The following is a 13132-nucleotide window of genomic DNA, read 5'->3' on the forward strand; positions in this document are numbered from 1 at the left end:
TACTGGGTGACAAAATACAGAATATAAAAACATATAAAAAGGAATGAGAACACAACCACGTTAATGTAAGAACAATTACCGATGGCGTAGGAAATATCCACATAATATGTAGGAAGCACTGATTAGAAATAAAGAATATAGGAAATTTAAAGTTATACATTCTCAACATATAAATTTAATAGGGTAAATAACAATGAAACCGAAGAATCAGAGAAAAGAAGAAGTGATGGGTATTCTGGAGAACCACTGTAATTCGTTAATGGAGCAGTTTACTGAGTCGCCACCACCTGTTATCAATTGGCCAAAAACCAGAGAACTTGCCGATAAAGCGCACTTGGATATTTATACGGCAAGATTGGTATTAATGAAGCTAGTCGAGGAAGACAGGGCCAGAATGTCAGAAACCAAAGTGATGAACTCATTACGCTGGTTTGTTACTCAGCCAGAAAAAAAATGAAACGGCCATCATATTAGAATAAAAACATTATTTTTCAACGAGATAAATTTGAATAGCGATAAAGATTCAGCTTTAATTGCTGCCAGACACTATCCCATTGAGCTGTTATAACCCCAATATTGGACAATTAGTTAACCTGTTTCCGTACAACAGGATGTTAGCTATATATGTAACTTGTTGATAGAAAAATGAAACTTTGTTTACCCCCATCTATAAGACCCACTCTTTCAGTACCAGTGCTCAACCTTGTTGTTATGGCGCTGATGTCCATTACCTTTGTCACCATGATGCACTATGAAATCAACCGAGGAGGGGCTGGGCTTCATCTTCCTGCCAATATAATCATCTGGGCCATGATGGCACTGCTGACGATAACACTCTATTTACCCCATACTGAAGCCACTCAGCTTGTAAATTCTCCTGGCCGTTTGTGGCTGCTGTTTGGCGCCTTGATGATAAGCCTGCCGGGGCTATTTCCTGCCTCATTACAGCATGTCGTTGCCTGGTTACCGCGGATTTTAGGCCTGTGGGGTGGGATAATACTGCTACTGGGGTTGTTCCGCCTGAAACTGAATGTAGCCCTGCGACAGAGATGGCTGGTGATCATCCTCTTGTCGGCCTGGGGGCAAGCTGTGCTGACTCTGTTGCAATTTTTTGTTTTTACATCCGATAATTGGATGGAATTTGATAGTGCACAGCGGCCTTATGGCATATTCCAGCAAACCAATGTACTGGCCAGTTACCTGGCAACCGGTTATAGCATTGCAATCTATCTGTTTATGTTATCAAGCAAGCGGGCCGTTCGAGGCATCAGCACACTTACCCTGCTGCTATTCCCAGGCTTATTGGTGCTGTTGCAATCAAGGATCGGTTGGGTTGGCGGGATAACAACCTTGCTATTACTGTCGCTATATTACTGGCGTCAGCGACAGATAGCCTGGGTGTGGCTGAGTAGCCTGCTGAGTTTACTGGTCGCCGTTTATCTGTTGGAACAGATGAATATCGGTATGCATGTATCCAAAGATGCCAGCAACACCGAGCGCTGGCTGATACTGCAATATACCTGGCAGATGATACAGCTGCACCCATGGCAGGGTTGGGGATATGGTAGCTTTGAGTCAAGTTTTGCCCATGAGTTGGCGCAGCATTGGCGGGTACCGACTTACTTAACTTATCCTTCCCACCCTCATAATGAAGTGCTTTATGGTTGGGTTGAGGGTGGCATTGCCGCACTGATCGGGATGTTGCTATTGGCTATCGGCTATGTGAAGCCACTCTTAATGCAACCAAAAACCGTTTTCCCTCTGTGGGTTCTCACGTTGCCGATCGCGTTGCATTTGATGACGGAGTTCCCTCTTTATCAATCAGCAGCCCACTGGCTGGTGCTGATTTTACTTGGCCGCCTGATGGTTACAGAAGATATGCTGCAACCCACCACATCGAAGCCAACTTGCTGGCAACGCTGGCTGCACACTGCCGTGATTTTATCGGCGCTATGCACACTGGTGTTTATGGTGACAGGCTTTAAAACTGGCCGGGTACTCACACTGGCCGAGAGAAGTGGCTTGGTTAACATGCAGCCTTTAGATAGCCTGACCAATCCCTATATCCAGTGGGAAAGGTATCAATATATAAGAAATGTTAATCTATTATTGCGATTTAACCAGCATCCTGACCCCATGTTATTACGCCAATTTAGGGTATGGGCCGAGCAGTATATTCAATTACACAATGATCCGAATGTTTATCAAAGTCTGATCATGATTGCTCGGTATCAGAAGGAAACAGCTTACGCCGATCAGTTGTACCAAACTGCTCGCGCTTTATTCCCCGCCAACCCAGCCTTTCAATAACGCCGACCTTATCAGCAATCACAAATCACCTGGCCCCTAAATCAAGGGGCTTATTACACCGTTTGCGGGCAGCCTCGAGTTTTACCTATGTCAGTTTTGGGGCTGCTGGGCTAGTATATCGGCTGGAAAAAGGACTTGATGAATGGTTGTAATTACAGCCCTTCTGTTTCAAGCTCATAGCTTATTTTTATCGGCTGTTGTGCCGGCATTGATAGCGAGATTTCCGTGTTAACCGTAAAATCATGTGATAGCTAACGATAATAATAAAAATCACAATTAACTTTAAATTCAATGGACTATAAATCATAACCACATGAATAATACCGATAAACTCGATTCTCACACCCCGATGATGCAGCAGTATCTTCGGCTCAAGGCCCAGCATCCTGACATTCTATTGTTCTACCGGATGGGGGATTTTTACGAACTGTTCTACAGTGATGCCAAGCGAGCTTCACAGCTACTGGATATCTCACTCACTAAACGCGGAGCCTCCGCAGGTGAGCCTATTCCGATGGCTGGGGTACCTTATCATTCGATAGAAAACTATCTGGCGAAGCTGGTCCAGTTAGGTGAGTCTGCCGCAATTTGCGAGCAAATCGGTGATCCCGCCACCAGTAAAGGGCCAGTTGAGCGTAAAGTAGTGCGTATCGTGACACCAGGTACTGTCAGTGATGAAGCTCTGCTACAAGAACGTCAGGATAATCTGCTGGCTGCTATCTGGCAGGATGCGCGCGGTTTTGGCTATGCGACGTTAGATATCAGCTCCGGTCGTTTTAGGGTTGCACAACCCGCAGATCTTGAAACCATGGCTGCCGAGTTGCAGCGAACGCATCCCGCAGAGTTACTTTACCCAGAAAACTTTGAGCAGATGTCGTTGATAGAACACCGGCATGGCTTGCGCCGCCGTCCATTATGGGAGTTTGAGCTAGAAACCGCCCGTCAGCAGCTTAATCTGCAATTCGGCACCCGTGATTTAATCGGGTTTGGTGTAGAGCAAGCCCATCAAGCACTGCGCGCTGCGGGTTGCCTACTGCAATATGTCAAAGATACCCAACGTACCTCTCTACCCCATATCCGCGGTTTAACCATGGAGCGCCAGCAAGATGGCATTGTTATGGATGCCGCGACCCGTCGTAACCTTGAACTGACCCAGAACCTGTCTGGTGGGTCTGAAAATACGTTAGCTGCTATTCTCGATTGCAGTGTGACCGCAATGGGCAGCCGCATGCTAAAACGCTGGCTGCATATGCCGGTTCGCGATATCAAGGTATTAAGCGATCGCCAACAAGCAATCGGCGGCTTACAAGATATCACCGCCGAACTGCAAACGCCGTTGCGTCAGGTAGGCGACTTAGAACGTATTCTGGCTCGTTTGGCGCTGCGCACTGCGCGCCCAAGAGATTTAGCGCGGATGCGCCATGCTTTCCAGCAATTGCCGGAGATTCACCGTCTACTGCAATCGGTGGATGTTCCCCACGTGCAAAATTTGTTGTCACAAGTCGGCCAGTTTGATGAATTACAGGATCTGTTGGTGCGGGCAATTGTAGAAGCACCGCCAGTGTTAGTACGTGATGGTGGTGTCATTGCGCCGGGTTATAATTCTGAACTCGATGAATGGCGAGCTCTGGCCGATGGTGCTACCGATTATCTGGATCGGCTGGAGATCCGTGAGCGTGAAAAGCTGGGCCTGGATACACTGAAGGTCGGTTTTAATGGCGTCCACGGCTATTACATTCAGGTAAGTCGTGGTCAGAGCCACTTGGTTCCGATTCATTATGTCCGTAGACAAACCCTGAAGAATGCTGAGCGCTATATCATTCCAGAACTGAAAGAGTATGAAGACAAGGTTCTGACCTCTAAAGGCAAAGCGCTGGCGATTGAAAAAGGGTTATATGAAGAGATTTTCGATCTTCTGTTGCCACATCTGCCTGAATTGCAAATCAGTGCTAATGCGTTGGCGGAGCTGGATGTACTGGCGAATCTGGCTGAAAGAGCGGAAACACTCAACTACAACTGCCCAATCCTGAGTGATAAACCGGGGATTAAAATTACCGCTGGCCGCCATCCGGTCGTCGAGCAGGTTCTCAGTGAGCCCTTTATTTCTAACCCGCTGACGTTATCACCTCAGCGGCGGATGCTGATCATTACCGGCCCGAATATGGGGGGTAAAAGTACCTATATGCGCCAAACAGCCTTAATAGTTTTGTTGGCACACATGGGGAGTTATGTTCCGGCGGAAAGCGCTATCATTGGCCCGGTTGATCGCATATTTACCCGCGTAGGTGCCGCTGACGATCTGGCTTCAGGCCGTTCCACCTTCATGGTCGAAATGACGGAAACAGCCAATATCCTGCATAACGCCACGGAGCAAAGTCTGGTGCTGATGGATGAGATTGGTCGCGGTACATCCACTTATGATGGCCTTTCATTAGCCTGGGCTTGTGCTGAAAATCTGGCGAGCCGTATTAAAGCGATGACGCTGTTCGCCACTCATTACTTTGAGTTAACCACCCTACCGGAAAAAATGGAAGGTGTGGTAAACGTCCACCTTGATGCTCTGGAACATGGCGAAACTATCGCCTTCATGCACAGTGTGCAGGATGGGGCAGCCAGTAAAAGTTATGGTCTGGCAGTCGCAGCCCTGGCCGGTGTACCACGTGATGTGATTAAGCGGGCACGGCAAAAACTGAAAGAGCTCGAGTCCCTGTCTAATAATGCCGCAGCCAGTAAGATTGATGGCTCACAACTGACGTTGTTAAATGAAGAGACACCACCTGCGGTTGAAGCATTGGAAGCACTGGACCCAGACTCATTATCACCACGTCAGGCATTGGAATGGATTTATCGCCTGAAGAATATGGTGTAAACGGGCATAAAAAAACGGTGAACATCTGTTCACCGTTTTTGTGTTTTATAAGAATAACTATCTATACCCTAACTATTTCGTGTTGCAGAAAGGCGGGTAAATTTATTCACGGAACAACGCCTCAATGCTCAAGCCTTGTGTTTGCAAAATTTCCCGCAAACGACGTAAGCCTTCAACCTGAATCTGGCGGACACGCTCACGCGTCAAACCAATTTCACGGCCAACATCTTCCAGCGTTGCTGCTTCATATCCTAAAAGACCAAAACGACGGGCCAGCACTTCGCGCTGTTTAGCATTCAATTCAAACAGCCATTTAACGATACTTTGCTTCATATCGTCATCTTGCGTTGTATCTTCTGGACCATTTTCATTTTCGTCGGACAGAATATCTAACAAGGCTTTCTCTGAGTCGCCGCCTAACGGTGTATCAACAGAAGTGATACGTTCGTTCAGACGTAACATACGGCTCACGTCATCAACCGGTTTGTCGAGTTGCTCAGCAATCTCTTCAGCGCTCGGTTCATGATCCAATTTATGAGAAAGTTCTCGTGCAGTACGCAAATAAACGTTTAATTCTTTAACGATATGGATAGGTAAACGGATGGTCCGGGTTTGGTTCATTATCGCCCGTTCAATCGTTTGACGAATCCACCAAGTGGCATAAGTGGAGAAACGGAAACCGCGTTCAGGATCAAATTTTTCCACCGCCCGAATAAGACCGAGGTTTCCCTCTTCAATCAAATCCAGCAGTGCTAAACCGCGATTACTGTAACGGCGGGCGATCTTCACCACCAACCGCAAGTTACTTTCAATCATACGCCGACGTGAAGGCACATCACCGCGCAATGCACGCCGGGCAAAATAAACCTCTTCTTCTGCGGTTAACAGCGGCGAATAACCAATCTCACCAAGATAGAGCTGCGTCGCGTCCAGCACTCGCTGGGTAACACCTTGCGCCAACAGCTCATCTTCTGCTAACTCGCTTTCAGTAGGTTCATCCTCTACTAATGCTTTTTCGTCGAAAATTTCAGTTTCCGTACTGTTTTCATCAAAATCAGCATCTTCATGCAACTCGTTAACTTTCAGCGTATTTTGGCTCATATGCTGCTCCTACCCGTGAATCCGGCGAGCAGAATACAGCGTATTCTGCCCAATCTATCGCTGCGGAAGGTAACGCAGCGGGTTTACGGATTTCCCCTTGTAACGAATTTCAAAATGCAATCTAACTGAACTGGTTCCGGTGCTACCCATGGTTGCTATTTTTTGACCCGCCTTCACTTCTTCTTGTTCCCGGACCAGCATTGTATCGTTATGAGCGTAGGCGCTCAGGTAATCATCATTATGTTTGATGATAATAAGATTACCGTAACCACGCAGTGCGTTCCCAGCATACACAACTCGCCCGTTTGCTGTAGCGAAGATGGGTTGCCCACGAGAACCGGCGATATCTATCCCTTTATTGCCCCCTTCGGAAGCCGAGAAGCTATCGATCGTTTTACCCTCAGTTGGCCATTTCCAGCTACTGACTGGACCACCATTACTGGTTGGATCACTGATGGTACTGCTTGGCGCGGTAACAGGTGCGGTCGATGCGACAACTGCCCCTGACGCTGGTAACATTTTACCAACATTCTGTTTACCCGAGTTTCCAGAATACGCGCTAGTTGATTGAGAATCAACCGTTGTAGTTGTGTTCTGAATATTTGCCGGCGGTTTTGTCATTCCACCTGATGTGGCATCGGTCGCGGCTAACATTCCACCACCCGACCCATTACCCAACTGGATAGATTGTCCAACATTCAGGCTATATGGCTCAGCAATATTGTTTTTTGCTGCCAGATCACGGAAGTCATTCCCGGTTATCCAGGCAATATAAAACAGCGTGTCACCACGCTTAACGGTATAGGTATTACCGTTGTAACTTCCCTTGGGGATACTGTTGTAACTACGGTTATAAACGATGCGGCTACCGGAACTATTCGTATCCGAGCCACTTAGCATGGTCCCTGAACGATCACCGCCAACACTGCTGATTGGCGCAGATGTTGAGGAGTCATTACTACAACCTACCAACCATAAACTCATAACCGTACATGCCGCTACCCGGCGTAATGTAATCATTGGGCTTCCCGTGCTCATGCTTCCCCCATGACAGCAATAATAAGCGATATATCCAAAATACCTTTTACACTGTAGTTAAAGTGGTCAGTTAACGACTGTTAAAACGCCATGCCGAATACGACTATTCCACTCATTTTCGAGTATTAAAAGGTTCCACAGCGCAGGCCAAGACACATGCTGACTCGCACTGAAGAAACAAGATACAGAAGCGCGCATGCTATCAATACCGCGCCTGCCATACCATAAAATTTATATTACTGATTTTCGGCCAATCTTTAGCACAAAAAAACTGCACTTCGACTTTAGTTAAAGATTAAGACTGAAATACACCCTAAATAATTCAAGTTGCAGGAAGGCGGCAATTGAGCGCAGCCAACGCACATGCAGCTTGAAGTATGATGGGTCTAAAGGCATTTATTCAGGCCAATTCACCTTTAACCAAAGGAACAAAACGCACGGCCTCTACCGTCTCAATTTGGAATTCATTGTTACGGCGTTGCACACATTTCAAGGTTTGAGCCTGCTCCCCAACGGGAAGAACTAATATCCCACCTTCATCCAATTGTTCAAGTAAGGCACTTGGAATTTCTGGTGGAGCTGCTGTGACAATGATCGCATCAAATGGCCCGCGTGATGCCCAACCTAACCAGCCATCACCATGGCGGGTGGAGACATTATGCAGATCCAGTTGCTTTAGGCGACGCTTTGCCTGCCACTGTAACCCTTTGATTCGTTCAACTGAACAGACATGTTCGACTAAATGCGCCAAAATTGCGGTCTGATAGCCAGAACCGGTACCTATCTCTAATACCCGAGAAGTCGGTGTCAATTGCAACAATTCGGTCATCCGTGCCACCATGTACGGCTGAGAAATAGTTTGCCCTGAACCTATAGGTAGAGCTGTATTCTCATATGCCTTATGGGACAACGCCTCATCAACAAAACGCTCGCGCGGCACCGCTTCGATCGCCTGTAACAAGCGCTCGTCGTGAATACCTTGCTGACGTAACAGCATCAACAATGTCTGCATGCGTTTATTTACCATTCCTCGTCACCCTAGGTGTTTTAACCAGTAATGTTGGCTAACCAGTTTTCAACCACGTCTTGCGCCGCATAGGCGGTTAAATCAACTTGAAGTGGTGTTATAGAAACATAACCTTGTTCAATCGCAGCAAAATCAGTGTCCGGTGCTACATCAAATTTCTCCCCCGGCGGCCCAATCCAATAGAGATCTTGCCCCCGTGGGTCCTGCTGACAAAATACCTGCTCTGCTGGATGGCGACTACCACAACGTGTGACTCGAATACCTTTAATTTCAGATAAGGGTAAGTCAGGTACATTAATATTAAGTATCTTACCGGTACGCAACGGCTTTTGTTGTAAAGCACGCAATAAACGGCAAGTGACTGCTGCTGCCGTAGCATAATGCTGATGACCGTTGAGTGACACGGCCAGAGCAGGAAAGCCTAAATGCCGCCCTTCCATTGCGGCGGCCACCGTGCCGGAATAGATAACATCATCCCCCAGGTTCGGGCCTGCGTTGATACCGGAAACCACAATGTCGGGCCGGGGGCGCATTAACGCATTTACTCCGAGATAGACACAATCTGTCGGAGTACCTTGCTGCACGGCAATATCGCCATTGGATAATGTGGTAATGCGTAATGCACAGTCCAAAGTCAGTGCATTGGAAGAACCGCTGCGATTACGATCTGGGGCGACGATTTGTACCTGCGCAAACTCGCGCAATGCAGCGGCGAGCGCTTGTATCCCTGGCGCAGAAATACCGTCGTCGTTACTCAGCAATATCCGCAGCATCGGCATTATCCTGATTCATTATTTCCCTTACCACACTGGTGGCAAAACTGCCCGCGGGTAGCCAGAAGCTGAGTTCAAGGGTTACGTCATCCCACCAGCTCCACACCATATTCTGTGGCTTTAGCAGTACAGCCCGGCGAGCACCCTCAACACGTTCACGCTTAATCAACGCCAGTAATTCACTTTGATCCGCTATACATGACTGCTCAAAAGCCAATGCTTCATCCTGCGTACCCAGTTCGCCGTCGCCTGGCAGTGGGGCCGTCACATTCAATTCACCCGCATCAACACGCTGCTGTAACGCCACCAATTCATCAGCACTGGCCACAAACCAACTGCCACGACCAGTTAACTGTAAAGCATCGCCTGTCAGCACCGTGGTTGCTTGCTGTTGCGCCAGACGGCAACTGCTAATCAGGTTGAACATTGCACTACGGCTAGCGGACAAGTAAAAGCTGCGTTTACTGCGCTCTTTGACCCGAATCTCATTATTCGCCCACAGACGAGCCTGCACCAGATTATTACCACCACGGCCAAACCGTTGGCTGCCAAAATAGTTGGGCACTCCCTGTGCGGCAATTTGCTGCAACCGTTGTTCTACATCCTGACGATCAGTGATATGGCGCAACACCAGGGTAAAAGCATTGCCTTTCAGTGAACCGATACGCAGCTTACGTTTCTGCCGCACAGCTTCCAGCACTTCACACCCTTCCAGCTCGAACGTAGCGAGATCCGGTGCTTCTTTGCCCGGTAGGTGCAAACAGAACCACTGCTCTGTGACAGCGTGGCGATCTTTCAAACCCGCATAGCTCACTAAACGCGGATGAAGCTTGGCAAAACGCGCCAGATAGTCAGCAACAAATTGCGTATTACAGCCATTTTTGCGAATACGGATCAGCAAATGTTCGCCTTCGCCATCAGGTTCAAAGCCTAAGTCCTCAACCACCACAAAATCTTCGGGATTGGCTTTTAAAATGCCACTCGCTTTGGGTTTGCCGTGCAGCCAGGTTAGATTTTCCATGTCCATCGTTATGCCTTAACCCTGTTATGCTTTAACCAAAAGCGCCACTGCTTCACATGCAATACCTTCACCACGGCCAGTAAAACCAAGTTGTTCCGTGGTGGTGGCTTTTACGTTGATATCATCCATATGACATTGTAGGTCTTCCGCCAAATGCACGCGCATTTGCGGGATATGGGGAGCCATTTTAGGTGCCTGGGCAATAATGGTAATGTCCAGATTACCCAGCCGGTAGCCTTTCGCCAGAATACGGCGATAAGCTTCACGCAGCAAAGCACGGCTATCAGCACCTTTAAATGCCGGATCGGTATCAGGGAATAATTTGCCGATATCACCTAACGCAGCCGCCCCCAATATTGCATCGGTAGCTGCATGTAATGCGACATCACCGTCGGAATGTGCCAATAGGCCCATCTCATATGGGATACGCACACCGCCGATAATAAGTGGGCCAGCTCCGCCAAATTTATGAACATCGAAACCATGACCAATTCGCATTAATTGCACTCCTTATAATGCCTTTATTACTTGAGGTTGCAGCAGCATTAGCCGCTCTTACTCACCAGAATCACAATGACTGGGCCAAGCCTGCTGGAATTTACTGGCTGCAACACCCATTAATTGGGCTATTGACGTTGGGTTAAATAAAACTCGGCCAAGGCCAGATCTTCAGGGCGCGTCACTTTGATATTATCCGAACGACCAGACACTAATATCGGATGATAGCCGCAATGTTCTAATGCAGAAGCTTCATCAGTGACCACCGCCCCTTCGCGCAAGGCGCGGGCCAAGCATGTTTTTAATAACTCAAGCGGGAAAAGTTGAGGTGTCAGGGCATGCCACAGCGCTTGACGATCTACAGTATGGGCAATGGCCGGATGATCGCCAATTTGGACAACGGCCTCACTGCGCTTCATGGTGTCACGTACTGGTGCTGCCAGAATACCCCCGACATGGCTATGGTCGATAATCGACAACAACCTTTCAAGGTCATCGAGATGCAAACAAGGACGAGCCGCATCATGAACCAGCACCCACTCAGTCTGCCCTGCACATTGTAAGCCAGCCATCACCGAATCAGCCCGCTGCTCACCACCGTGAACAAGCGTGATCCGCGGGTCCTGCGCAATAGGTAACGTTGAAAACTGCGTATCCTGAGGATGTATTGCCACAATAATCCGCTGGACACGTGGATGCCGAAGCAAAGAAAAAATAGCATGTTCAATGATTGTCTTGCCAGCCACAGTTAAATACTGTTTAGGGCAATCAGCCTGCATACGGCTGCCAATACCTGCAGCCGGTAATACCGCAATGATATCAGGAAGGGAAACTGCAAAATTACTCATTATTTATTATTGCGCGTTATTTGACGACGAAGGGATACCCGCATTACGTCTGGATTGGTCAGGAACCAGACGATAGAAACTTTCGCCAGGCTTGATCATGCCCAGTTCGTTACGTGCGCGTTCTTCGATAGCCTCTTGACCACCATTTAAATCATCAATTTCAGCAAATAGCTGATCGTTCCGAGCTTTAAGTTTGCCGTTATTGGCCTCTTGCAGCGCCACGTCATCCTTAACCCGAACAAAATCATGAACACCATTCTTGCCCAACCACAGTGAATACTGTAGCCAGCCAAGTAAAATCAGCAATAGTAGTGTAAGTTTTCCCATTCCCGCCCCCTGAAAAACTGCCTATACCGTAAATAATTCGAGTTGCAGGAAGGCAGCAACTGAGCGAGTCCTCAGGAGCTTACACAAGTAAGTGACTGGGGTGAACGAAGACAGCCAACACACATGCAACTTGAAGTATGACGGGTATAATCATCCCACAACTTTTCGTCGGACTCCACTCTGTGAAGGAAATAGGTCATAAAGCTCAGATTAAGGATGATTTCCGGCAAAAATACCATGCAAATCTACAAAATGTCATTAGTTGCTGGTTTTGAGTGCACGGTAAGTCCTGCTGTCACTACCTCTTATTGCCCCCCTGCAAATCATGCAGAGATAAACACTGCAAAAACTGTTTTTGGCATTAGCTTATACCAACACTCAAGTTAAAAATGCATATTTAATCTCGTCAAAAACAAATAAACCCCATTACAGTTGAGTTTATATGTATAAAAGTTTATTTTTATGCACTCAAACTGCATAAATAAAAAATGTACCTTAACTCGTTGCTACTTTTTACCGGGAGATTCACATGTTTAAACGTTTAATGCTGGTCGGAACTTGTCTGGCCGCCGTATTGTCTGCGGGTAGCGTTGTTGCAGCCGAGCCGACTTATGTTGTCGGTTCCGGTGGTACCTACCGCCCATTTGAGTATGAAAATAGCCAAAAACAACTGGAAGGTTTTGATATAGATATCATCAAAGCTATCGGTAAAGCTGAAGGTTTTCAGGTCAAATTGGTGAATACGCCTTGGGAAGGGATTTTTGCCACATTAGGCTCCGGTGATCGCGATATCATCATTTCGGGTATCACCATTACCGATAAACGTAAACAAATGGTTGATTTTTCAGATCCTTATTTCCCTGCCGAACAAACTATCGTCGTGGCTAAAGGCTCTAAAGTTGATTCCATTGCGGCACTGAAAGATCTGAATGTTGGCGTGGTGAACTCAAGCACCGGCGACATCGTGGTATCCGATGTTCTGGGTAAAAACAGCACTGCGATCAAACGCTTTGATAACACGCCACTGATGCTGCAAGAACTCTACGAAGATGGCATCGCTGCCGCCGTAGGTGATGTAGGTGTCGCCAAGTTCTACCTGAAAACTCACCCGGAAAAAGAATTTGAACTGGTTTCCGATACCAAGTTTGAGCGCCAATATTTCGGTATTGCGGTGGCGAAAGGTAATGAAGAATTGCGCACCAAAATCAACAGTGGTTTGCAGAAAATCATTGCTGACGGCACTTACGCCAAAATCTATGAAAAATGGTTTGATGCACAGGTACCAACACTGCCAGCCGCAACCCAGCCAGCAAAATAACC

The 13132-nt window shown here is 47.5% G+C and carries 12 protein-coding genes; 4 read left to right on the forward strand and 8 right to left on the reverse strand.

Translation table 11 applies throughout. The annotated features are described in order from the left end of the window. The first annotated feature begins 193 nt into the window (after positions 1-193). From V1955_RS18020 to mutS, 3 genes are all read left to right on the forward strand, one after another. Positions 194-457 (forward strand): faeA-like family protein, encoded by a 264-nt coding sequence (locus tag V1955_RS18020; protein WP_442821245.1) that lies wholly within the window; start codon positions 194-196, stop codon positions 455-457. Between the two features lie 263 nt (positions 458-720). Then, positions 721-2310: a Wzy polymerase domain-containing protein gene (locus tag V1955_RS18025; protein WP_442821246.1), complete on the forward strand. Its 1590-nt coding sequence runs from the start codon at positions 721-723 to the stop codon at positions 2308-2310. Positions 2311-2623: 313 nt separating this feature from the next. Then, positions 2624-5179 carry a DNA mismatch repair protein MutS gene (gene mutS, locus V1955_RS18030; RefSeq protein WP_420072832.1) on the forward strand — a complete coding sequence of 852 codons (2556 nt, stop codon included), beginning with the start codon at positions 2624-2626 and terminating at the stop codon, positions 5177-5179. A 102-nt stretch (positions 5180-5281) separates the two neighbouring features. On the opposite strand, the gene rpoS is transcribed toward mutS, so the two are convergent. From rpoS to ftsB, 8 genes are all read right to left on the reverse strand, one after another. Then, a complete protein-coding gene (gene rpoS / locus V1955_RS18035; RefSeq protein WP_019210991.1) occupies positions 5282-6280 on the reverse strand; it encodes an RNA polymerase sigma factor RpoS in 999 nt (332 codons plus the stop codon). A 54-nt stretch (positions 6281-6334) separates the two neighbouring features. Continuing rightward, positions 6335-7300: a murein hydrolase activator NlpD gene (nlpD, locus tag V1955_RS18040; protein WP_193784841.1), complete on the reverse strand. Its 966-nt coding sequence runs from the start codon at positions 7298-7300 to the stop codon at positions 6335-6337. 418 nt (positions 7301-7718) lie between these two features. Next, positions 7719-8345 (reverse strand): protein-L-isoaspartate(D-aspartate) O-methyltransferase, encoded by a 627-nt coding sequence (locus tag V1955_RS18045; protein WP_050086457.1) that lies wholly within the window; start codon positions 8343-8345, stop codon positions 7719-7721. Positions 8346-8365: 20 nt separating this feature from the next. After that, complete coding sequence (gene surE, locus V1955_RS18050) at positions 8366-9118, reverse strand: 5'/3'-nucleotidase SurE (RefSeq protein ID WP_083160391.1); 753 nt, start codon at positions 9116-9118, stop codon at positions 8366-8368. After that, positions 9096-10145 carry a tRNA pseudouridine(13) synthase TruD gene (truD, locus tag V1955_RS18055; RefSeq protein ID WP_083160393.1) on the reverse strand — a complete coding sequence of 350 codons (1050 nt, stop codon included), beginning with the start codon at positions 10143-10145 and terminating at the stop codon, positions 9096-9098. The genes surE and truD overlap by 23 nt, the downstream gene beginning before the upstream one ends. A gap of 18 nt (positions 10146-10163) precedes the next feature. Then, positions 10164-10637 carry a 2-C-methyl-D-erythritol 2,4-cyclodiphosphate synthase gene (gene ispF, locus V1955_RS18060; RefSeq protein ID WP_083160395.1) on the reverse strand — a complete coding sequence of 158 codons (474 nt, stop codon included), beginning with the start codon at positions 10635-10637 and terminating at the stop codon, positions 10164-10166. Between the two features lie 128 nt (positions 10638-10765). Then, positions 10766-11485: a 2-C-methyl-D-erythritol 4-phosphate cytidylyltransferase gene (gene ispD / locus V1955_RS18065; RefSeq protein ID WP_372568706.1), complete on the reverse strand. Its 720-nt coding sequence runs from the start codon at positions 11483-11485 to the stop codon at positions 10766-10768. 6 nt (positions 11486-11491) lie between these two features. Beyond that, positions 11492-11812: a cell division protein FtsB gene (ftsB, locus tag V1955_RS18070; protein WP_083160397.1), complete on the reverse strand. Its 321-nt coding sequence runs from the start codon at positions 11810-11812 to the stop codon at positions 11492-11494. Between the two features lie 529 nt (positions 11813-12341). Here ftsB and V1955_RS18075 point away from each other — a divergent pair. Beyond that, positions 12342-13130 carry a basic amino acid ABC transporter substrate-binding protein gene (locus V1955_RS18075; RefSeq protein WP_083160399.1) on the forward strand — a complete coding sequence of 263 codons (789 nt, stop codon included), beginning with the start codon at positions 12342-12344 and terminating at the stop codon, positions 13128-13130. Positions 13131-13132 lie beyond the last annotated feature (2 nt).

This window comes from Yersinia sp. 2545 StPb PI (genome assembly GCF_052217125.1).
In the GTDB taxonomy this organism is placed as follows: domain Bacteria; phylum Pseudomonadota; class Gammaproteobacteria; order Enterobacterales; family Enterobacteriaceae; genus Yersinia; species Yersinia enterocolitica_E.